We start from the raw sequence: 24,989 nt of genomic DNA on the forward strand, positions 1-24,989 counted from the left end.
AATTCTTGATTATGCGTTTATAATGTAAAGTTGATACCAAACGAAACGGTACGGAATGCCGGATAGTTCCAGCTCAGAGTTTCGGGATCGATACCTGAAGGTAATGAAGAGAAAGTTGCCAGATTTTCTACACTGACAAAACCCTTTAACTGATTTAAGCCGATTCGGGATATCCATGTTTTAGGAACGGTATACGACAAAGTAACGTTCTTGATGCGGAAGTAAGCGGCATTAGATAAATATTTATCTGTCTTACGTCCGTAATTGGAGCCGACTGTAGGATTTTGTCCATACATACGCGGATATTTGGCATTCGGATTTACGGCAGTGTAATCTCCATTGGCTGCATCTACCGGCCTCCAATAGTCAGTCAAACCATCAAACAGCGGTTGGTATTTGATATCGTTTACTGAATAAATATACATCGGGAATACCAGGTTATTGGCAATCCATGCATCACGCTGGCCGGTTCCCTGCATCATAATATTCAAGTCGAAACCCTTATAATTAGCACCGAGAGTAATACCATACAGATATTTAGGCAAGCTATTGCCTATTACTTTCTGGTCGCCGGGATTATCTAATGTACCGTCTCCGCTATCAATCTGATTTGTACTTTTGTCATCATCACGGAGATTTTTGAACTTCAAGTCACCGGGACGTGGACTGACACCTTTAATAGAGGCCACTCCATCTTTAAGTTTCCAACTATTAGTATCTACAAAATCATCTACCGTATAGAATCCGTCCACTTCATATCCCCAGATTTCTCCCAGTCTCTGTCCCGGATAAAAATTACTCAGCAGCTTAGAAGCAGCATTGTCGTCGTACTTAGTAATTTCAGAATAGCTATCAGAAAGATTGAATCCGACACGATAGTTGAACTTACCGATACGGTCTCTCCAGTTCACTGCCAGTTCCCAACCACGAGTACGCATATCGGCTGTATTCTGGAAAGGAGAACTTGCACCTACCACAGCAGGAAGCTGCATACCCGGAGCCAACATTCCTTTTGTATCACGCTGATACCAGTCGAACACAACATTCATACGATTACCGAACATATTCAAGTCGAGTCCGATATCCGTAGTGGCCACTTTTTCCCAAGTAAAGCTTGTACTTACCAGATTCGGTAAAGAGTTGATAGCAGTTACATAATCACCTCCAGACAGCCAACCGTTGTATTTATTGCTAACGCTCATAGTTGGGAAGTATGCATAGTTCACTACATTTTGGTTACCGATCACACCGTAAGATGCACGAATCTTCAGACCATCAATATAATTGCGCGTAACTTCCATAAACTTTTCCTGAGCTACGTTCCAACCCAAAGATACAGATGGGAAGAAACCAAAACGGGAATCTTTCGGGAACTTGGATGAACCATCGTAACGACCGTTCACTTCCAGCAAATACTTATCCATATAGTTGTAATTGACCCGGAAAAATCCTCCTCGAACAGAGTATTCATTATAACTGTCTGTCGCTTTTAGGTCACCTGTACCCGAACCCAATGCCGGTACTTCAACAACAGCCTGATTATAAGACAATACATTTACACCTTCTGTATACTTGGACTCCTGGTTGAAACCGGCCATTACACTGAAATGATGATCTTTGTTGAGATCGAATTTGTATGTTCCGTAAATATTGAAAGCATTGTAGTCGGTAAATTGCTTCTCTTTCTGCAAATAATCTTTTGCTGCATTCCAGATGTTATTACCTCCCTGAATATCTGTATACTGAGTTTTTCCGGTATAGAAATTATAATCATACATGTTCTTGTCAAATGTATACTCGAATACTGCCTCAAAACCTTTGAACGGTTTCAGAATAGATTTCACGAAAACACGCGGATTATCATACGACTTTTTCCATTTATTTGCTAACAATACCTGGTTGCGCGGTGTGTTGAAAGGCAAATCCTGAGAAATTGTAGAACAAACATCCGAAGGCATATTACCTTCCGGCTGATAAGAAACCTGATTACTGCCAAACATACTTCCCAAACCGGAATTAGGTTGCGACTGATTGGTACGTGCATAACTCATAGTCAACTCCTGGGTAAACCATTTGGTTATATCAGCAGAAATATAGGAATTGATGTTCAAGCGCTCATAGGTGTCTTTATCGGTGATCAGCACACCGTCCGTCGATACATATCCCGCCGACATACGATAACGCAATTTATCCGTACCACCGGATACAGAAAGATTGTGGTTCATCTGGAAGCTGGTCTCCATAAAATTCTTATAGGGATCATGCTCATTCAAATAATACAAAGCTCCATCCGTATCTGCGAAAATACCGTCACCTACAGTTTTGATAGATGAAGGATCCTGCCTATACTGTGTGAGGTATTCTTTCCACTTTGAAACGCTGGGTGAACCATACGACCAATAAGCATCAGAATATCCCCCGTCCTGATAAGCCTACAGATAATCCATCAAAGATGCCTGTTTAGGCAGATTGGTTGCAGTAGCAAAACCAAAATTATTGTTATAATTCAGACGAAAGGCCGTAGCTTCTTTCGGACGCTTGGTAGTCACTAAGACAACACCGCCGGCTGCACGTGCACCATAAATAGCTGCCGAAGCGGCATCTTTCAATACAGTTACGGTCTCAATATCTTCCGGATTCAACATATCGAGACTCCCCTCTACGTTATCAATCAAGATAAGGGGAGCGACATTGGCACCATAAGATCCGTCGCTATTCTTGATACCCACCGAATAGGCACCACGCAACTGGAATGACTTTCCGCTACCCGGAGCATTTCCACTATTAGAAACCAGCAGTCCCGGAACTGTACCTTGCAATGCATCAGAAGCCGTCATTATGGGACGATCGCCAATAATTTCGTCCATTTTAATAGATGAAACGGCCCCCGTCAGGTTCGCTTTCTTTTGTGAACCGAAACCAACTACCACCACTTCATCCAAAGTACGGGAATCATCCTTCAGTACTACTTTCAGAGGGGCCCCCGCTATGGCTTTCAATTCTTGCGTTACATAACCAATGTAAGAGATAACAATAACAGCACCCGGACTTACCGACAAGGAGAAATCTCCATTTATATCACTGATAGAACCATTTTGAGCATTATTTTTCTCCATAATGGTAGCTCCAATGACCGATTCACCCAAAGTATCCCTGATATTGCCTTTCACAACGATCTTATTACTCTGTTGTGGCGTTGCAACCACTACCGGGGTACTCTTCAGAATAACCTCATTGTCTTTGATAACATAGCTGATACCGCTATCTTTAAACAAAACATTCAGCACTTCCTCTATGGAACCTTCACAATGGATGTCACGGATCTTTGCATTGCTCAAATCGGCCGCCTTGTAGAAGAACGTATATTTACTGTTCTTCTCAATAACTTGAATAGCCTGTTTAATGCTCATTGCTTTTCCCTGCACGGTTATCTGTCCTTGCACGGCAAAAACGGACATAGGATACAGGAGCATAAACATAATTACGCCTGTCAGAAAACGCCTGTTACAGACGCTAAAACATAGTCTCATGTCTTTCATTTTTTGATTATACGATTAATTAGTGATTGATAAAAGCGATTATTTATAAATAATGATTTTCTGTGTTTCTTTTTTAAATTTCAAATTCATATTAATACAAATCTTTTCGATGACTTTAGAGGCAGGGTCATCATAGCGCATATAACCCGTGAACAAGTCATTGCGAGCTACTTTCCTATCGAGTTCTACCGGAATGTGGTAAATATCATGAATAGCTTCTATTAAATCATCCATACGCATGTCGACAAACTTATAACGCCCTTCATCCCAACTGATATTACCTATGTTCTTTAATATCACTTCATCTTTCTCGGGATGAAAAACAATCTGCTGCAAAGGTTTCATTTCAACTTTTCTCTGTGAAGCCTTCACATTGAAGTCAACCTTTCCACTAAAAAGAGTCACCTCCGCACCATCCTGACAGGTAGACTGCACACGAAAGACCGTTCCTTTGACTTCGACAAATGCCTGATCGATATATACTTTAAAATTATGTCCTTTACGCTTAGTTACTTCAAAAGTAGACACTCCCTCCAGCCATACTTCCCGGTTACTCATAAAATCCTGTGAAAAACGAAGACGGCTCCCAGCCTGCATCCAGACTTTTGAACTGTCGGGAAGTACATACAACCGGCTATTTGAAGAAACAACTTCAGTATACTCAATTATACGCTGTGAAGCTGTATGCCCTTTATCAAAAAAGAAAATACCACCTCCGATAATCAATAAAGCCGTAATACATGCGGCTAGTGCAACCCTCCAATATCTGAGTTGAAGTTTCTGACTACGCTCAACAGGAGCCTGGCATCTGGAGTCAATCTTATCCCAGATCCTTCTTTCAATAGCACCATTTTCCACTATATTTTTTGCCGCATCGAATTGTTTTTTCATTTTCGTCTCCACAACATTCCAATGTGCCAGCTCTTCCATTTCTTCCGAAGAAGACTCACCTGCAATCAATTTGCGGACAAGCCTATCATATTTATTAGAAATCTTCATATTCTTTATATTTCTTTCCAAAAATCCAAGCTATATTTATAAATCTATCCATAAATACACTATTTATAAAATTCCCCCCTATATGTTTTCGGCTTTTTTTCTGTTTTATAAATTGAGTATGCTATATTTGTAATTCAAACGTAACGCTTAATGAACGAAAAAGAAGCAATTATTAAACTAAAGACCTGCAATGATAAAGCCGCCTTTGCATTCCTCTATCGCTCTTATTGGGCTAAGGTTTACAATTTTACGCGACTTTACATCACCTCTGCGGTCGATGTGGAAGAAATCGTTCAAGAAGTTTTTATTAAAATTTGGGAGAATCGGGAAGCTTTGGATGAAGAACAAAATTTTGCCGGATACTTATTTATCACGATGCGCAACCTTGTTTTCAACCGTTCCCGTAAGAATCTGAATGAACCCTTCTACCAACTATCAGTGATAGAAGCTGTCGAAGAATCATACGATATAGAAGAAGAATTGGACGCAGCCAATCTGCGCACACATATCTCAGCACTGATCTCAATGCTGCCTCCCCGGCAGCAGGAAGTGTTTCGTTTAAGCAGGGATGAGGAACTTTCTTATCGCGAAATTGCAGAAAGACTACAAATATCAGAAAGAACAGTGGAACACCACATCTCCGATGCCCTAAAGTTTCTACGAAAAAACATCAAACTCTATTTACTGTTCCTTTCATTATAAATGAAGTAGCGCTGCTCTTCCCCGTTGGGACAGAACAGCGCCGATCATCAGTTTTTTATGAAAAACGAAACTTTCTTTCATAGAGAGGTATTACACTTACATAACAATTCTCTCTTCACAGAGATACTATTAACACTATATATAAACATGATGATTTTCATTAATAAATCAAAAATAAACATTTCTATAAAAATAAGAAATGGAAATCGACTAATAGAACAATTATGCCGATAAAAATGTTCTCTACATTTTTAGTAAACGTTTACTTAGATACCTTACCGGATACCAGACGGACAAGAATCCGACAGCAAAAACGGTAATAAATATCACGATGACATCCCACAAATGTACACTGACCGGATAAGCATCAACTACAAAATTTCCTGCAGCACTACCTCCACCCAATGAAATAATCCCGTACGTCATCTGAACCCAGCACAACAGCAATCCGAGTACAATTCCGATTATGGCTCCATAAAAGGAAATCATACATCCTTCAAAAAGGAAAATACGCGAAACCAACCGATCATTAGCTCCAAGCTTGCGAAGCGTATCCACATCTTCCTTTTTATCCAGAATAAGCATCGACAACGAACCTATCACATTAAAACAGGCAATCACTAAGATAAAAGTGAGAAACAAATATGAAACCAGTTTCTCTATCTCCATGATACGAAATACATCTTCCTGTTGTTCGTAGCGGTTACGAATAACAAAATCATCTCCCAGTTCTTTCTTAATCTTTGCTTTGACGAAGGAAAGATCAGAGCCGGGTTTTAACTTTAGTTCTATTGCAGACACTTCGGTAGTATAGTCAAGCAAACGTCGGGCAAAATCCAACGAAGTAAGAATATACTGTCCGTCATATTTCTGCTGATTGACCACAAACACAACACCGGGCGAATACAAATAATCCATATTAAAGGAAGCAGCCGGATTCGCCATATTAACCTTTCCGCTCCTTTTAGGAATATATATCTGCAACGGATCAACAAATCTGATTCCAGTCCCCAATGTAGAGACAAGCTCTATTCCCATCACCCCGTAATCAACAATAGAATCATTCAGCAAAAACTCACCTGCACCATAAAGGATACTATCTATCGCAGTCAACTGCTCAAAATTGTTTTGTACTCCCTTTATGACGGCCATCGTCTGGCGGTCCTTATATTGTACCATCGCATTCTCTTCAAGTGTTTCAGTCAGCACATCTACTTCCGGCATCTGCCGGATAGCTTGAATACGAGGGGCCTGTGCATCAAAAACTTTCCCTTCGGCAATCGTCACTTTCAGTTCCGGATCAAATACAGTAAACAGATCGGCCACTGTATCCTGAAAACCGTTGAATACGGAAAGTGTACACACCATCGCCATCGTAGCCAATGCCACTCCACACACAGAAATAGCAGAAATGATATTGATGGCATTGTGCTTTTTCTTTGAGAAAAGATATCGCCGGGCTATGTAGAAGGGGAGGTTCACTTCAACAAAGCATCTATCTTTTCAATGTAGTCCAACGAATCATCCACGAAAAACTTCAATTCAGGAATGATACGTAACTGATGACGAACACGAGTACCGAGTTCGAAACGAATGGACTTCATATTATTATTGATATTCTTTACCATTTCTTCACTCTTTTCAGAAGGGAAGATACTAAGATATACACGAGCTATACTCATGTCGGGACTGATACGTACAGCACTTACTGATACCAGTACACCGGGCATAGCTTTAGTCTGCAACAGGAAAATCTCACTGAGTTCTTTCTGTAACAGACGTGATATCTTGTTTTGTCTCGTTGTTTCCATAAATTTTTCTACGTAATTATTTTATCAAACAAGCAATTAGTACTTGTTACAATAGAACACAAAGTTATAGAAATATATCGTTTGATAGGCCAATAATATGTTATTTTTAATTTTCATTATTGAATTATTATTCAAAAAACGATCTTCACGGAAAGCACATAAGCAGACGTTACAAGAAAACATACACTTTTGAAATAAAATGTCGGTCTGAAATAAACCGACTCTACAGAAAAGATTTAAAGCAATTATCAACGAATACAAGAAGATGGACAGCCAGCTATTACAATCACTTATCACAGCCCAAACAACGAAAAATCATTCTACTTTTTACGAATTATAGTCAACCCGTCACGTAAAGGCAGAATTACTTTTTCTACCCGTTCATCATGTGCCACCAACTCATTGAAAGCCTTGATTCCGATCGTCTGGTGATCATTGCTATGTGGTTCTTCAAGCACATGACCATCCCACAAAGTGTTATCAGCTATGATATAACCTCCTACAGAAAGATGTGCAAGAGTCATTTCATAATAATCAATATACTTACGTTTGTCACCATCCACAAAAGCAAGATCAAACGTAATGCCCAATGCAGGTATTAACCGGAGAGCATCCCCAATATAAAATTTAATTTTATCAGCATAAGCTGAGTTTTCGAGCCAGGGACGGGTAAAGTCTTCTTGTTCATCATTAATCTCGAATGTGTGAAGCATTCCGCCCTCCTCAAGCCCCTCGGCCAGACAAAGAGCGGAATAGCCACTATAAGTCCCTATTTCCAATATTTGGCGAGGCCGTATCATACGAACAAACATCTTCAACATACGTCCCTGCAGATGACCGGAAGCCATACGAGGACGCAGGAGTTTAACATGCGTATCCCGATAAAGAGATTTCAGGTATTCACCTTCCTCATCGATATGCTGCAAGATATATTCGTCTAAAAGATCGGTCTCTTTCATCTCGTCTCTTATAAATAACGGTTGCTATTAGGCAACACACTATCACCGGCATGCTTCAAAGCATCTTCCACGACATTGATTTCGAGGAAAGAAGTCTGCGTTCCGGCTTTACCGCTACTCAGATAACCCACCATATCAGTTGGATGCAAACGTCCTTCTTTCAACAAACGGCGCAGAGCTGCAAAATAGTACTCCTGCCCGTTGGCAAGTTCAGGCATATAAATCGCTTCCACACCATAAGAAAGTGCAAGGTGACGCATAGTCTTCTCCTTATAACAAATTGCAAGTACCGGATATTTACCACGGAAAGCTGCTAAATTGCGTGCAGTACGCCCCTGATAGCTATCCGTAATGATGGCACGTATCTTTAGCTTAGTAGTTGCTTTTACAGCTTGTTTAGCAAGGAAAGCTGTGACATCATTACTGTTTTCGTCCAAAGGAATGCGAATGTCATTCTCCTCCAACTTGTCCTTCTCAGCCTGTGCAGCAATCTTAGTCATCGTTTTCACGGCCTCTACAGGATATTTGCCATAGGCAGTCTCACCACTCAACATCAAAGCGTCTGTACGATAATAGATTGCATTGGCAATATCGGTTACTTCCGCACGAGTCGGACGTGGATTATTAATCATCGTATGCAACATTTGTGTTGCCACGATTACCGGTTTTTTGGCAAGGATACATTTGCGTATCAACATACGCTGAATTCCCGGAATACGTTCCTGCGGTACTTCAATACCCAAGTCACCACGAGCTACCATTACTCCATCGGCAACTTCCAGGATCTCATCAATGTTATCGACACCTTCCTGATTTTCGATCTTGGCAATAATGCGGATATCACTATTGTGAGCGTCCAGTATTCCACGGATATCAAGCACATCCTGGCGGTTACGCACAAAAGAATGAGCAATGAAATCGATATCTTTCTCTATGGCATAAAGGATGTTATTACGATCTTTCTCGGTTAAAGAGGGGAGATTGATACGAACACCCGGAACGTTTACACTCTTACGGCTCCCCAAAGTTGCCTCGTTCTGGACTTCACAAAGTAAGTATTCGGTTGTTTTATCAATAACTCGCAATTCAAGGTCACCATCATCTATCAAAATAGTCCCCCCTACATTCAGGTCATGCACAAAATTCGGATATGAAACGGCAATGCATTCACGGGTAGTCTCACGATCGGGATCTCCTACGATTTTAACTTTCTCACCGATCTGATAAAGTATGGGGTCCGCATTGGCAGTGGTACGCACTTCCGGTCCCTTGGTATCCATAAGGATGGCAATGCGATTGGATACGGCACGCACATTGGCAATCAACGCCTCAAAACCTTCACGACTGGCGTGGGCTGTGTTCATACGAACCACATTCATCCCTGCATCAAACAACTCTTTTATAAAATCTACATCGCAACGTCTGTCTGAGATGGAAGCTACGATTTTAGTCTGTTTCAGCAACATAATCTATCTACCTATTTATATTTATACCTATTTATCTAATAAAGCTTCGAGTGCCAGACGATATGAGTTCAATCCAAATCCACAAATAACACCTTTACAAGCACAAGCAATCATAGATACATGGCGGAACTGCTCACGGGCATGAACATTGGATATATGAACTTCAACTACAGGAGAGGTTACGGAGCGGATAGCGTCCTGCAAAGCAATGGAAGTGTGTGTATAAGCTCCTGCGTTCAATATGATCCCATCCACATCGAATCCGGTTTGCTGAATAATATCTATGATTTCCCCTTCAACATTCGACTGGAAATAGCCCAATTCCACATCGGGATATTTTTTACGAAGTTCAGCCAAATACTCTTCAAATGTAACGCTTCCATATATAGAAGGTTCACGCTTGCCCAAAAGATTAATATTGGGACCATTAATAATTTGTATCCTCATAACACAATCCTGCTATTTTTAATACCTTTGTCTTCGAGAACAATATTTCAAGGTGCAAAGGTAGAAAAAAGAAATGAAATTAGAGGAAAAAACAAAAAAGAAGGATGAGCAAGGGCTGATTATCAAAAAGTACCAACAGTATCTGAAACTGGAAAAGTCCTTATCCAAAAACACACTGGAGGCTTACTTGACAGACCTGGAGAAGTTACTAAGTTTTCTATCAGCCGAAGGCGTGGAGATACTTGAAGTCAGCCTGACAGATCTTCAACGCTTTGCTGCCGGATTACATGATATTGGTATCCACGCCCGTTCACAGGCACGTATCATTTCAGGTATTAAATCCTTTTTCCACTTTTTGATTATAGCTGATTATATAGAAGCCGATCCCAGCGAATTGCTGGAAGGTCCCAAAATCGGATTTAAACTTCCGGAAGTACTGACTGTAGAAGAAATAGACCGGATTATTTCGACAATAGACCTGAGTAAGAACGAAGGGCAACGAAATCGGGCAATCCTGGAAACGCTTTACAGCTGTGGATTACGGGTTTCCGAGTTAACCGGACTAAAACTATCAGACTTGTACTTTGACGAAGGTTTCATTAAAGTAGAAGGAAAGGGCAGCAAGCAACGATTAGTCCCTATCTCTCCCAAAGCGATCCAGGAAATAAAGCTTTATTTCTTGGATCGAAATCGGATCAATATAAAAAAAGATCATGAAGATTATCTGTTTTTAAGCAGGCGAGGTACCCATTTATCACGAATCATGATCTTTCATCTCATCAAAGAGCTGGCCGATATGGCGGGAATTACCAAAAATATCAGTCCGCACACATTCCGCCACTCCTTTGCGACACACTTACTTGAAGGAGGCGCCAATCTGCGGGCTATCCAATGCATGTTGGGGCATGAGTCTATTTCGACTACCGAAATCTACACCCACATCGACCGCAATATGTTGCGAAGTGAAATCATAGAACATCATCCACGCAACATCAAATACCGACAAGAAAAAAAGCCGTTTCGGTAAACAATAGAGGCTGATTTGGTGTTGTTTAAGAAGGAAAATAGTGCTAAACAACCCGTAAACACGATAGTTTTCATTAAATTATAATAAAATTAAGAGTGTATTTGCCTAAATGTATAAGAATTAATATCTTTGCGTGGCATTTATGGGCAATCCACAGATGCATATTGAATAGACAAAATTTCAATTACAAACATTTAATTTATACCTAAAATGATCAAGAAGTTGTATTTGCCTTTACTTATGGCATTGGTTGTTGCATTGTCATCATGTAGCAACAAAATGGGTGCACTGTCATCTGATTACTTCACTACGACTCCTCAGGTACTGGAAGCTGTAGGTGGTAAAGTTCCTGTGACTATCAACGGAAAGTTCCCTGAAAAGTATTTCAAAAAGAACGCAGTTGTTGAAGTAACTCCGGTTCTGAAATGGGAGGGTGGACAAGTTAAAGGACAGCCTGCCGTATTCCAGGGTGAAAAGGTAGAAGGTAACGACCAGACTATCTCTTACAAGATGGGTGGTAATTACACGATGAAAACTACATTCGACTACGTTCCTGAAATGGCAAAATCTGAACTTTACCTTGAGTTCAACGCAAAAGTCGGAAAGAAAACAATCGCTATCCCTGCTGTAAAAATCGCAGACGGTGTGATCTCTACTTCTGAATTGATTAACAACACTTTGAGCAGTGCTAATCCGGCTTTGGGTGACGACGCTTTCCAACGTATCATCAAAGAAGCACACAACGCTAACATTATGTTCCTTATCCAACAGGCTAACATCCGCTCAAGCGAATTGAAGACTGCTAAGGAATTCAACAAAGAAGTTGCTAATGTAAACGATGCTGAAAACAAGAAGATCAGCAATATCGAAATTTCTGCTTACGCTTCTCCCGATGGTGGTGTGAAGTTGAATACAGGGTTGGCTGAAAACCGTGAAGGTAACACAACCAAACTGATCAACAAAGACCTGAAGAAAGCTAAAATTGAAGTTCCGGTTGATGCTAAATATACTGCACAGGACTGGGAAGGTTTCCAAGAACTGGTTTCTAAATCAAACATTCAGGATAAAGAATTGATCCTTCGCGTTTTGTCTATGTATCAGGATCCTGAACAAAGAGAAACTGAAATTAAGAACATCTCTTCTGTTTACAAAACTTTGGCTGACGAAATCTTGCCGCAGTTGCGTCGTTCTCGTTTGACTTTGAACTATGAAATCATCGGTAAGTCTGACGAAGAAATCGCTAATCTGGCTGCAACAGATCCGAAACAGTTGAACGTAGAGGAAATTCTGTACGCTGCTACACTGACTAACGACCCGGCTAAGAAAGCTGACATCTATACTAAAGCTTCTCAGCAGTTCCCGAATGACTATCGTGCATTCAACAACTTGGGTAAACTGGCTTATCAGGCAGGTGATCTGGACAAAGCTCAATCATACGTGAAGAAAGCAGAAAGCATTAAATCTGCACCTGAAGTAAACATGAACTTAGGTCTGATCGCTCTTGCTAAAGGTGACAAAGCTGCTGCTGAATCTTACTTAGGCAAGGCTGCCGGTGCAAAAGAACTGAACGAAACACTGGGTAACCTGTACGTAGCTCAGGGACAATACGAAAGAGCAGTTAACGCATTTGGTGATACTAAAACAAACAGTGCTGCTTTGGCACAGATCCTTGCTAAGGACTACAACAAAGCTAAAAACACATTGGCCGGTATCGCAACTCCGGATGCTTACACAGACTACCTGATGGCTGTTCTGGGTGCAAGAACTAACAACACTTCTATGCTGACAAGCAGCTTGAAGAGTGCTGTAGCTAAAAACCCGGCTCTGGCTAAGAAAGCTGCTACAGATCTTGAGTTCGCTAAATATTATACGAATGCAGATTTCATGAGCATCGTAAAATAAGCGAGACTTCATTGAGCAAAACATAAAAAAGAGAGTTGTCCGTCACACAAATGACGGACAATTCTTTTTTTTTATCCACAAAACCCTTACTTTCGCAAAAAAGAATGAAGAATGAGAAAGATAGGGCTTCTATTTATTACCATATTTTGCTTACTTGCATGCAAAAACAACAGTTCCAGGATCAGTCTGGAAGGCGAGATCAAGGGATTGACTAATGACACACTCTACCTGTATGGGACAGATGCTTTGTACGATCGTATAGATACGATTTATGCAGAGAAAGGCAAGTTCAGCTACAACCTCAATATCGATTCTACAGTAATTGACACACTGACTACAGCCGTACTCCTGATAAACGGTCATGTAGAGTATCCTGTTTTTTTGGATAAAGGAAATCAAATTACGATCAAAGGAAATATTGATGATCTCAGCTATCTGGACATAAATGGCAATGAACCAAATACGAGTTTGAGCCTTTTTATGAAAGAACAAAGAGGCTTAGGCAGTGCATCAGACAAAATGATGCAGGAGAAGGCCGAAACATTTATCCGCCAACACAACTCTTCATTGGCAAGTGTTTATCTGCTGGATAAATACTTTGTACAGACTCCGCAACCGGACTATATCAAAATTAAAGAAATAACTGAGGCTATGACAGGTGCACTCCTCGACCGCCCGTATATCGAGAATATCAGCGACTACATCGATCAATTGGAAAAAGTGACTGTCGGGAAATCTGCTCCTTACTTTAGTTTACCCAATGAAAAAGGCGAGAAATTATCACGTTCTGCCGAGAGATTCAGAAATAGATATCTCCTGCTTAATTTCTGGGCTTCATGGTGTGATCCGCAACCTGAAGCCAATGCAGAATTAAAAAGACTGAATAAGGAATATAAGAAAAACAAAAATTTCGCAATGTTGGGAATATCACTCGACATAGATAGAGAAGCATGGGAAACAGCCATTAAGAAGGATACTTTGAGCTGGGATCAAGTATGTGATTTTACAGGACTTAGTTCGGAAACAGCCAAACAATATGCCATACTGACGCTTCCTACTAATATACTGCTCTCTCCCACCGGCAAAATTCTAGCAAGAGATATCCAGGGAGAAGCGCTTACCGGTAAGCTGAAAGAATTACTAAAAACGGAAGAGAAAAAAACAGGGAAATCTATCCGCTAAACCGAGTTACTAACCTAAAATCATTGAAAACACGTGCTAATAAAAGTATTCGGAGCGGCTGTACAAGGCATTGAAGCAACCCTCATTACAATAGAAGTCAACAGTTCACGAGGATGCATGTTCTACATGGTAGGTCTTCCTGATTCAGCCGTTAAAGAAAGCCATCAGCGTATTCTGTCTGCCTTACAAGTGACCGGCTACAAAATGCCAACCAGCAATATAGTCATTAATATGGCTCCGGCAGATATTCGCAAAGAGGGTTCATCCTATGATCTCCCCTTGGCCATTGGCATGCTTGCAGCTGGCGAAACAATCTCATGCCAGAAGCTATCACGTTACATGATGATGGGTGAATTAAGTCTTGACGGAACTATCCAACCCATCAAAGGAGCCTTACCTATAGCCATCAAAGCACGCGAAGAGGGATTTGACGGATTAATCGTACCTTCACAAAATGCACGGGAAGCGGCGGTAGTCAATAATCTGTCAGTATATGGAGTAAATAATATACAGGAAGTAATTGAGTTCATCAATGGTAAACGTGAACTGACACCAACCATAGTCAATACCCGTGAAGAATTTTATGCGTGTCAGAGTGATTTTGAATACGATTTTGCAGATGTAAAAGGCCAAGAGAACGTTAAACGGGCACTTGAGGTAGCGGCGGCAGGAGGACACAATTTAATTATGGTAGGAGCCCCCGGAAGTGGTAAATCAATGATGGCCAAAAGATTACCTTCCATACTTCCCCCCTTATCCTTAGGAGAAAGCCTTGAAACAACCAAAATACATTCGGTCGCTGGTAAATTAGGACGCAATTCCTCTCTGATATCTCAGCGGCCTTTCAGGGACCCGCATCACACCATCTCACAAGTAGCGATGGTAGGAGGAGGCAGTTTCCCACAACCGGGAGAGATCAGCCTGGCACATAACGGGGTACTCTTCCTGGATGAACTCCCGGAATTTAATCGTAGCGTGCTTGAAGTATTGCGTCAACCCCTTGAAGACCGGCGTATAACCATTTCACGAGTGAAAAACACTATTGACTATCCGGCCAGCTTCATGTTGGTAGCCTCCATGAATCCGTGCCCTTGTGGCTACTACAATCACCCGACAAAACCATGTGTCTGCAATCCGGGACAAGTACAAAAATACCTGAATAAAATATCCGGCCCCCTGCTGGACCGAATAGATATCCAAATTGAAATAGTTCCCGTACCATTTGAAAAGATTTCAGACCGGCAACAAGGAGAATCCAGCGCTACCATTCGCCAAAGGGTAATCAAAGCCCGCCAGAAACAGGAAGAAAGATTTTCCGGCTATCCGGGAACTTATTGTAATGCCCAGATGACCAGCAAGCAACTTTCTTCTTTTGCACAACCTGACACGAAAGGGCTATTACTGCTAAAGAATGCCATGGAACGCCTGAATCTTTCAGCCCGTGCCTATGATCGTATCTTAAAAGTATCCCGCACAATAGCTGATTTGGAAGAAAGCGAACAAATACAACCCAGCCATTTGGCAGAGGCAATCAGTTATCGGAATTTAGATCGGGAAAATTGGGCCGGGTAACGTCAAGAATAAAAGCATTATGAAAAAGAGCTTTCTTATTATACTCTGTTTAGCTTTACTATCTTGTGTGACCGGATGTAAAGATTCAACTCAGACTTTACTCAAGAAGTCTGTAGAAATGGAAGGTATTTCTACAGACAGTATGCTATTTTATCTTCAACAAATACAGTCCCCCAATCACCTGAGTGACAAACAACGGGCAGAATACTGCTTTCAATTGTATAAAGCCACATTGTGGAAAACCCAAAAGCCCAAAGATTCACTATTAAAAGTCTGTATCCCACTTTTCCTACATGTTGGAGATACTGCCCAATGGTTGCAAGCCCAACTGGAACAGGCCAATAGTTTCTTCTATAAAGATCAGCCGGATTCTATTTTACATTCTGCCCGGGAGCTTCGGGACAAAACAAAGTATATGACTCCCACCCAACAAAGATATTACTATAACATACAAAAATTCACCTATTTCAATCAAAAAAAGTATCCAGAAGCACTAAAATTGGCTAATAAGGTGTTGGCCCTGAATAACCCTTCTAATGACACTCTTTCTTTATTTTATGATCATCGGACCCAATTGGAAATATTAAGAAAAATGGGAAAGACCGATGAAGTCATAGAAGGGTATTACAAAATGTTGGAATGGTTTGCTCCTTCCAAAGAATATCATTATCTAACTTACACCATAGCCGAAGACATCGTAAACTATTATCTAGGACAGCAAGACTTCGACAAGGCACTGGAATCTGTGCAAAACCTCCGCCTGTATCGTCGCAATCGCTATGATATACCTTACTACCAATTGATCCGAGGCCAAATATTCCAGTCCCTGCATCAATTGGACTCGGCCGGATATTATTATAAACAGGCAGCTACCTCAACTTCACCCTATATCGCCATTGAGGCTACCTCACGTTTATACCAGCTGACAAATGCGACCCAGCAACCGGAACAGGCATATTATCTGGCTAAAACAGAAGATATACTATATAAAGACCTCACATCAAACCTCAAAGCAAAAGAAACCACCAGAAAATATAATGAAGTAAAGCTCCAGAACGAACTCTATCAACTACGCCTTACCCAACAAGAAAAAGAGCTGTGGATGATGGGAATAGCAGTTATTTTATTACTTATAGCTCTACTAATACTCTTTTTCTATCATCAGGAAAAGAAAAAAAGACTAGTATCGGAACGAAGGCTACAAGCAGAACAGGCCGGAGAGGAAGCTCGTCGGCTACAACATGAAAATGAACTATTACATAAAGAAGCCGAATTAAGTGCACTGCGCGAAAAAGAGATCATCATGCGCAACAAAGAAAGCGAGATGCGTGAAGCTTTGTTCCGTCATATTTCTTTCTTTCAGAAACTTCCTTCTCTCCACATCGAGAACTCTACAGATGACAATCCGAATAGGAAGAAAATTACTGTAAGCGATGCAGAATGGTGTGAAGTGAAGCAAGCGGTAAATGACGCATTTAATAATTTTGTTGATCGTCTGCAAGAAGATTATCCGCAACTCAATGAAAAAGATATCTGCTTTTGTTGCCTGGTAAAGATTAACGTGAACATACAAGATCTATCGGATATCTATTGCGTCAGCAAAGCGGCCATAACCAAACGCAAATACCGAATTAAAACAGAAAAGATGCATATTTCTGACGAAACTCTCAGCCTGGATGCCATTCTTCAAAACTTCGGATAGTATTTGTCCGCCTATCCGAAGAGGCTATATTTACATAACCATTTATAAAACAACAATTTAAACTATATTCATACAATCATTCTTGTCCGCCTGTTTTTTTGCCTTCTCTTACCTTAATATCTAATTTTGCTGTTACAAAACGCGTTTGATTATTCATCTAATTATTTATGCTTATGAAAACAAGAATGATCTATCACAGTTTGGCAATCTGTTGTCTATTGCCTGCTTTTGCTTTTACAACCGGTGAAAACGACCCATTTATCAAATCGCCTACTGTTGCCAAACTAACAAATACCCCTAACGGTCCGCTAATCAGTTGCGATCTGAAGGCACTAAAAGATACTGTAAACTTCCCATTGAGCCAGTTAACAGAAGAATTACAGATTGTAAAATTAGACAATCGGGACGAAGCACTTATTGGCGGCTGGATACGAACAACCGTCGGAGAAAAATATATTTTAGTGAGCAATAACAAACAAACTCCTTATAAACTATTCGACCGGACAGGTAAATTTATCACCAATATCGGATCTTATGGACAAGGCCCGAATGAATATCTAAACACTTATGCCGAACAACTGGACGAAGCCAATAATCGCATCTATATCCTACCCTGGCAAAGCAGCAAGATATTGGTATTCGACTTGAAAGGTAATGCATTGGATCCTATCCCCCTGTGCCTGAGAGTTCCTAAAGGAAAATTCCGGGTAAACACAGCTAAGTCAGAAGTCACAGTCACAGTCCTGCCATTCCCTAAATGGCCGGCAGTAGTCTGGACACAAGATTTAAAGGGTAAACGTAAAAACTTTGTAGCACCGGGAAGCCTTGCCATGCCACAAGACTTCAGTAACGAAGTGTCAATGGGGAATAACACAGCTGCCTACGATGTGATGTTAATGAAAATCATGCCACAACCAAGTGTAGATACCCTCTACCATTATAATGCCGCCAGCAACAAACTGGAAGGACGTTTCACCGTCAAGTATCCTTCAAATGATAAAATCCCCTGGCATGCATATTATGAAATCCCTAAATATTTCATCGGTGATGTCTCTTTCCCAATACAAATAGACGAAAGTACATTCTCCGGCTCTAAACCGGCTTATTACATGGTTGACAAAAAAACATTGCATGGCAATTATGTGCGGCTTTACAACGATTTTATCAGTACCCCGAGTCAGACGATCTATCCTTCGTTCAACAATGGATATTATGTCACTAATATGGAGCCTATGGCATTGAAAGAGATACTAGAGAAAGAAGTAAACAAAAAAGGACTGACCGCAGATAAAAAGAAAAAGGTACAGAACTTGATCAAGACGTTAAATGACAATGACAATAATATTGTAATGTTCGCCAAACTGAAACAATAACAAGATGGTTTATAGAAAAATCTCCCTATAGAAGAATTTTTATTTTTAGATACAGAAGACCGGTAATATTCCTAATAGAACGTTACCGGCCTCTGATTGTTTCACTTATTACTCTTTATTTCCGAAAAAACTGTTCTGCACGTCCCGGTGAAAATAGTTCCCATAAAGAAGCTACTGTCCAACCCGGAGCAAATATATCATTATAATATCCTTTCCCGTTTTTGCCATAATCCCAATTGGTATGTTGCACTACCTCAGGATAATATCCGCACTTAGCCACTCCACACAGATGCCCTTCATAAGGGAGTAACTGACGCATTGAAGTACTGATTACTTCGGCAAACTGTGAGAAACGAGGTTCGCTATACTCTTTGGAAAGCCAATTTAGTATAGAAGCAAATTCAAAGATAAACACATCGATGTGATTGTTTTCCACAGATACATTGCCCCATCCGCGCGTCTTGAGCCCAATATCTCCCAACATCTGTCCGGGCGCAAAAGGTACATCCCACAAATAATACCATGACAAAGCAAAATAAGCTGCTTTTTTTGTCAATCCCGTATAGTGTTCACGTTCTTTGCCCTGACTTACCAAAGCTAAATAATAAGTAGCTGTAGCCGCATATAAAGAGGCCTCTTTATCCTCACAGTTTGCATCAAGAGTAGACGAAAAATAATCCGATTTAGAGATTAATTCTTTCTCCAGATATTCGGCGGTCCGTTTAGCACTTTCCAGATAACGTTTATCCTTGAAATATTTATACCCCATCACTAAAGGCAGAGTAGCCGATGGTGTACTTCCGCCACTCTTATCTACAATAGAAAGATCATCCTTAAATTTACGGGGAAAACTTCCTTCCGGATTTTGCAACTGCAGGAATACATCAAGCATTTTACGTACCTTCGCTTCCCACTCAGGATGTTTACGTCCGTTTCTTTTCTCAAAATCCAGATAATGAAATATAGCATAAATACCTTCGGACTGACGCCGAATGCTAAATACCGTCTCCTCATAACCGGTACGGTAGTCAACGAACTCTTTGAAAAAACCTGCAGGAGAAAACCCATTCACCAAATAAGTATCAAAGACTTTCGCTGCATTCTCTTTTAAATCAGCCCGATTATTCTTCCAGCCATATTCCCAGGCATTAAATGCGTTCAGCAAAACTCGTCCCACAAAACCAACCTCTGCCGAACCTGTATTTTGGCAATCATCAGTACGCATATGTACCCCTGAATTATAGTTCAGAGGACGATCACCTACAAAACTCTCAATAAAAAAATGGCTAAGAATCTCTTTAGTATAATCAGGAGTATAATCCGTTTCCACAGGTTTCGGTTGAAAAGTATCATAGCAATATTCCCAAGTATGACTTACAAACTCGGCAAAATCCTCCCCTTTTCCTTCATGAATTTCCCAGGTTAGTGAAATACTCTCTCCTTTCTTTAATAGTTGGAAAGCAGTGACTGAAGGTGCAAGTGTAAGTTTACGAATATAGGTTTTTGGAGCCTCTTTATACGGAAAACCAAATGCCAAAGCAGCCGTTCCATCCAGATTTTCAAATCCGGTGAAACCGAGTGAAGTAGTTCCCGAAAGAATCACCTCACCTTCCTTATGAGTACTCAAAGCGTCCTGAATATATTCTGCCCGGCGGACCACAGTCATGTATTTCTTTTGTTTTTCATCAAAAATACCGGTCAAAGGCGTGCTCAATCTATCTTCACGCACTACCCAGCTATCGGAAGTATGAAACGATGGAGCCTCTTTAGGTGAACGTAAATTACGACGATACCAGAAACCTGGCAAATAAAACTGGCAATCATCATGACGAAAATCCGTTCTGATTCGCTCTTCAAAATTGAAGTACACATCTTCCATAGCCGTCAGAACCACCGTTACCTGCTGTTTATCATCCACAGTTGATATCTGCTGAAAGATAGTTACCGGTATTTTCTCTTTTGCTTTCCACTCATAATCGAAATAACTATCCGATAGTTTACTGAGAGTAAGCGGATATTCCACAGCCGGATTCCCCGGGACTTTAAGTGCCAAAGAAGCTTGTGACTTTTCCGGAGAATAATTAGCTGCCCCTGCAGTTCCGGAAAAAGCTACTGCCAGACACACCATTGTCTTTAAAATCATTTTCATAAGGGTCTTTTCATTTTAGTAATTTCTATTTGTCGAATGATGATGACAAAGTTACCCTAACCGGCAGTTCTTTTATAAAACAAATAACCCAATTAATGACAAAAATGTCCTAAACACATAGATTCATAACAATATCCGACCTTTTTTTAGCATTACCCTATAAAGTCCTTTGGAAGTACCCCGAATTGTTTCAAGAAACATTTAGAGAAATAAGAAGGCGAATTAAATCCCACTGTATAACAAATTTCATTGACGCGACTCTTGCCCTCTTTCAGCAATTGTGCCGCTTGCTTTAAGCGTTCCAAACGGAGGTACTCATTCGGGCTTAAGTCCAATACACCTTTAATTTTTCGATAGAAGCTGGATCGACTCATCTTCAATGCATCTGCCATATCTTCCATGCTGAACTCCGGATTATGCAGATTAGCCTGAATAATATCATTCAACTTCCATATAAACTCTTCATCGGCTTTGGTCAAAGCCATCGTATTGGCTGCCACAAAGGGTGACTTCGCAAAAGTCTGACGTAACTTTTCACGATTATGAATCAGGCTGGAAATATTTGCGAGCAGATATTCCACAGAGAAAGGCTTTTCAATATAAGCATCAGCCCCCAGTTCCAATCCTTCGATTTTCGATTGAATATTAGTCTTGGCAGTTAGCAGTACAACGGGAATATGACTATAACTCAAATCTGACTTAATAGTTTTACACAGTTCAAAACCATCCATCTGAGGCATCATTACATCACTCACCACCAGATTAACATAATGATTATCTAAAACAGCAAGTGCTTCAATTCCATTCATAGCAGTTAGAACCGAATACTCCGTTGTAAGTTGCTTCCTGATAAAAGCTAACATATCCGGATTATCTTCTACCACTAGAATCATCGGTTTCTTTTCTTTCGTATCGGTTTCTTCCTGTTCCCATCCACAAGAGTTCTCCTCAACCTGTGATACGTTTTCAGCCGAGAGAGTAATTGTAGAATCTTGATTCACCGGCAAGGTCAAGCAAAAGCAATTCACCTCTTCACCCTTTTCCATCATCAGACTACCTTGATGTAATTCTGCCAAAGAACGTGATAGGGCCAACCCGATACCTGTTCCGGTAGTTACTTCATCTTCTTTATCCAACCGTACGAAAGGTTTAAAAATCTCCTCTTTCATTGTATCAGGAATCATCTCCCCATCATTAAAAGTTCGTATGTGAAATACTTTTTCGTCTGTTTCCAAAGAAATCCGGAGATAAGTAGAGGCATATTTCACTCCATTATTCAGCAAGTTACTGATTATTTTTGTCAAAGCTTCCTGATTGACATCCGCCATAAAGCACTCCTGTGGAAGTTCTAATATAAAATCCAATCCTTTTTGCTTGGCCAAAGAAGTAAAACGGAGATAGGTTTCACGAAGCACTGCAACAACGTCACATTCAGTAAAGTTCAACCGGAATCCCCGTGTTTCTGTCTTTCGAAAATCCAACAACTGATTGGTAAGATTCAACAAACGCTCCGTATTCTGCTTCATGATATACAAATCCTCTTTCGTTTCCGAATCCACTTCCTTTTTCAGGATAATATTTTCCAAAGGACCTTTAATCAGGGTCAGCGGAGTTCGTATTTCGTGAGCAACGTTGGTAAAGAAATCAATCTTAGCATGATAGACTTCCCGTTCTTTCTCTTGTTCAAGCATTTCCATTTGGCGATGTTGCTTCCGATAATTCCGTCTTTTAAAGTAGAAGATGACACAGACCAGACACCCCATGAAAAATAATACATAGAAACAATATGCCCATCCGGACAAGTAGAATGGAGGAAGAATAGAAAGATGAAGTGAAGTCTCCTGTTCATTCCACACTCCGTCACTATTAGAGGCCTTTACTTTAAACACATAATCGCCATAGCCTAAATTGGAATAAGTCACCAAAGGGCTTTCTCCTATTGTCAACCAGCCTTCGTCAAAGCCCTCAAGCTTATACATCAGTTTATTCATCCTTGGAGCCTGATAACTTAGAGCAGCGATACGAAAAGAAAAAGAATTTTGATCGGCAGTGAGTACCACTTTGTCAGAAAACGTAATACTGCTCTTCAAGGGTGAATCGGTTTCTCCAACCGGCACCTCTTTATTAAACAGCAAGAAATCAGTAATAGCTACTGCCGGCACCTGCCTGTTTTCAGCGAAAGTTCGGGGATCAAATGCTACAAATCCGTTAATACTACCCAAATAAATGTTACCAGCCTCATCTTTAAATCCCGAACGGTAATTAAACTGGTTGGTCGGTAAGCCATTAGCAGTAGAGAATACTTTCATTTCCATGGTTTTGGGATCAAAACGGACCAACCCATTATTTGTAGTAAGCCACAAAAAACGATCATCATCTTCCACAATCTGGTAAACCACATCATTGGGAAGTCCATCTTTCAGCCCATAGCGTGTAAATGTTTCCGTATCAGGATGAAATAGACAAAATCCCCCACCTTGTGTAGTTAGCCATATCTGGCGATACGAGTCCTCAAAAACACTCAGCACTTTATCATATGGCAGACTCCTTTCATCCTCGGCATCAAATACATAGTTTTTCCATCTTCGTGCACTTACGTCATAACAATAAGCTCCATTGGCATAAGTTGCCAACCAAAGATTTCCATAAGAATCTTCTTTAATATCATAAACAAACTTACCATTCAACTCCGGAATGCAGTCAAAACTATCCTGAGTACGGTTGTAACGCAGTAAACCAAACAGTGTACCCAGATAAATTTCTCCGGCAGAAGTCCGACAAATAGAGAAAATGCTATTATCGTTCAACGAATGTGGAGTATGACCTTCCGTATACGTCCTCAGAACCACTCCCGTCCGTGTATCAATCACCCGAAGTCCTTTAGAGAATGTTCCCACCCACAAATGACTGCCATCCATGCACAAACCATGGATATTAGTAAATCCGGCACTTGGCTCAAAAAAGTGGAATTCTTTCGTTTTCGGATTAAAGTGATTTAATCCGCCGTCTTCCGTTCCTATCCACAAAGTACCGTCATCCGCCCGACAGAATTCACGTACCCGCTTACCATGCAGACTATTTGCTATATTCTTAGGATAATATTTTGCAAAATAGGTATATTGTCTGGGATAATAATCCACTCCTCCGAAATAAGAACCGATCCAGAGCCCTTCTTCACGATCTTTATATAAAGCATAGATAGCATTGTCTGACAAAGAATAAGAGTCATAAAGAGAAGCACGTAAATGAATGAATTGCGCTGTACGCAAATTATAAATATAAATCCCGGACTCAGTCCCTATCCACAATTCATTATCAGAATATGGCAGCAGATCACGACAAAAAATAGATTCACCACTCTCATCGATAGCCAACAGGTTACGCACTTGCCCCGAAGTCAGATTCAACTCACTCACACCTTCCTTCACAGAACCAATATACAAACAATTATAGTTTCCTTGAACTATTTTGGTGATTACTCCTCCTTCAAATTCTCTTTTACCATCTTCTGGCGATCCATAAGGATGCACAGTTGCCAGATTATCTTTGGAGTAATAAAGACCATCACCATAAAATCCGAGCCAAAGAGTTCCACCGCTATCGAAAGTAAAACATTTGATATTGGAAGAAATCTCACTTAACGGATAATTGCGAAGTAGTTTTTGACGAGTATCGTAACAGAACATTCCCTGAGCCTCCACAGCTATCCAAACCCTGCCTTGCTTATCCCCTGCAATCATTGAAACAGAACGTTCTATCCTTGTCTTCTCCAAGCTCTGGCAATCGAATTCCTCAAAAGCCTCCTTCTCAGGATAGTAAATATATACTCCTGCATCAGTACCGACCCAAATGTTACCATTGAAATCTTCGTAAAGCGAAGTGATAAAACTGTTTCCAATGCTACGTGGATTAGCAGCATCATGCTTAAACTTACGAAAAGACAATCCATCATACCTGTTCAAGCCATCTTTGGTACCAAGCCACATGAACCTCTTCCGATCCTGCAGAATCGCATTAACCGTATTCTGTGACAAACCGTTTCGGATACTCAGGTTCTTAAAATAATAATGTTCTTCAACCGATTGCGCCTGGCAAAAGATTGTAATGAAAAAACAGGCTAAAACGCAGAATGTATTCTTCATGATGGAGTGAAAGGATT

General features: G+C 40.6%; 15 protein-coding genes and 1 pseudogene. 7 read left to right on the top strand and 9 right to left on the bottom strand.

Translation table 11 applies throughout. The features are described from left to right. Positions 1-17 precede the first annotated feature (17 nt). Positions 18-3,530 (bottom strand): annotated as a pseudogene (locus tag BF9343_RS20770) (SusC/RagA family TonB-linked outer membrane protein). 48 nt (positions 3,531-3,578) lie between these two features. Continuing rightward, positions 3,579-4,559 carry a FecR family protein gene (locus BF9343_RS20775; protein ID WP_005791947.1) on the bottom strand — a complete coding sequence of 327 codons (981 nt, stop codon included), beginning with the start codon at positions 4,557-4,559 and terminating at the stop codon, positions 3,579-3,581. Positions 4,560-4,688: 129 nt separating this feature from the next. On the opposite strand from BF9343_RS20775, the gene BF9343_RS20780 reads away from it, so the two are divergent. Beyond that, the gene (locus BF9343_RS20780) at positions 4,689-5,240 is read left to right on the top strand and encodes an RNA polymerase sigma-70 factor (protein WP_005791946.1); all 552 of its coding nucleotides are present in this window, start codon (positions 4,689-4,691) and stop codon (positions 5,238-5,240) included. 243 nt (positions 5,241-5,483) lie between these two features. Here BF9343_RS20780 and BF9343_RS20785 read toward each other — a convergent pair whose 3' ends face one another. The 5 genes from BF9343_RS20785 to aroQ form a co-directional block, all read right to left on the bottom strand. Then, positions 5,484-6,722, bottom strand: coding sequence for an FtsX-like permease family protein (locus BF9343_RS20785; RefSeq protein ID WP_010993789.1), 1,239 nt, complete (start codon positions 6,720-6,722; stop codon positions 5,484-5,486). Next, entirely contained in the window at positions 6,719-7,051 is a 333-nt protein-coding gene (rbfA, locus tag BF9343_RS20790; protein WP_005791944.1) for a 30S ribosome-binding factor RbfA, read from the bottom strand. The genes BF9343_RS20785 and rbfA overlap by 4 nt, the downstream gene beginning before the upstream one ends. Positions 7,052-7,371: 320 nt before the next feature. Next, a complete protein-coding gene (locus BF9343_RS20795; protein ID WP_010993791.1) occupies positions 7,372-8,010 on the bottom strand; it encodes an O-methyltransferase in 639 nt (212 codons plus the stop codon). Positions 8,011-8,018: 8 nt separating this feature from the next. Continuing rightward, positions 8,019-9,476: a pyruvate kinase gene (gene pyk / locus BF9343_RS20800; protein ID WP_005791942.1), complete on the bottom strand. Its 1,458-nt coding sequence runs from the start codon at positions 9,474-9,476 to the stop codon at positions 8,019-8,021. 27 nt (positions 9,477-9,503) lie between these two features. After that, complete coding sequence (gene aroQ / locus BF9343_RS20805; RefSeq protein ID WP_008770069.1) at positions 9,504-9,923, bottom strand: type II 3-dehydroquinate dehydratase; 420 nt, start codon at positions 9,921-9,923, stop codon at positions 9,504-9,506. Positions 9,924-9,996: 73 nt separating this feature from the next. Here aroQ and xerD point away from each other — a divergent pair, with 73 nt between their 5' ends. From xerD to BF9343_RS20835, 6 genes are all read left to right on the top strand, one after another. Beyond that, the gene (xerD, locus tag BF9343_RS20810) at positions 9,997-10,950 is read left to right on the top strand and encodes a site-specific tyrosine recombinase XerD (RefSeq protein ID WP_005791940.1); all 954 of its coding nucleotides are present in this window, start codon (positions 9,997-9,999) and stop codon (positions 10,948-10,950) included. Between the two features lie 210 nt (positions 10,951-11,160). Next, positions 11,161-12,852 carry a tetratricopeptide repeat protein gene (locus BF9343_RS20815; RefSeq protein WP_005791939.1) on the top strand — a complete coding sequence of 564 codons (1,692 nt, stop codon included), beginning with the start codon at positions 11,161-11,163 and terminating at the stop codon, positions 12,850-12,852. A gap of 111 nt (positions 12,853-12,963) precedes the next feature. After that, positions 12,964-14,034 carry a TlpA disulfide reductase family protein gene (locus BF9343_RS20820; protein ID WP_010993792.1) on the top strand — a complete coding sequence of 357 codons (1,071 nt, stop codon included), beginning with the start codon at positions 12,964-12,966 and terminating at the stop codon, positions 14,032-14,034. A gap of 33 nt (positions 14,035-14,067) precedes the next feature. Beyond that, positions 14,068-15,606, top strand: a complete 1,539-nt coding sequence (locus BF9343_RS20825) for a YifB family Mg chelatase-like AAA ATPase (RefSeq protein WP_010993793.1) — start codon at positions 14,068-14,070, stop codon at positions 15,604-15,606. Between the two features lie 19 nt (positions 15,607-15,625). Continuing rightward, entirely contained in the window at positions 15,626-17,308 is a 1,683-nt protein-coding gene (locus tag BF9343_RS20830) for a hypothetical protein (protein WP_010993794.1), read from the top strand. Positions 17,309-17,481: 173 nt separating this feature from the next. After that, on the top strand, positions 17,482-18,681 hold the full coding sequence (locus tag BF9343_RS20835; protein WP_005791935.1) for a 6-bladed beta-propeller: 1,200 nt from the start codon (positions 17,482-17,484) through the stop codon (positions 18,679-18,681). Between the two features lie 115 nt (positions 18,682-18,796). Here the strand turns inward: BF9343_RS20835 and BF9343_RS20840 are convergent, their stop codons facing one another. Next, on the bottom strand, positions 18,797-20,830 hold the full coding sequence (locus BF9343_RS20840) for a hypothetical protein (protein WP_005791934.1): 2,034 nt from the start codon (positions 20,828-20,830) through the stop codon (positions 18,797-18,799). A gap of 152 nt (positions 20,831-20,982) precedes the next feature. Further along, complete coding sequence (locus BF9343_RS20845; protein WP_010993796.1) at positions 20,983-24,972, bottom strand: hybrid sensor histidine kinase/response regulator transcription factor; 3,990 nt, start codon at positions 24,970-24,972, stop codon at positions 20,983-20,985. Positions 24,973-24,989 lie beyond the last annotated feature (17 nt).

This window comes from Bacteroides fragilis NCTC 9343 (assembly GCF_000025985.1).
GTDB lineage: Bacteria > Bacteroidota > Bacteroidia > Bacteroidales > Bacteroidaceae > Bacteroides > Bacteroides fragilis.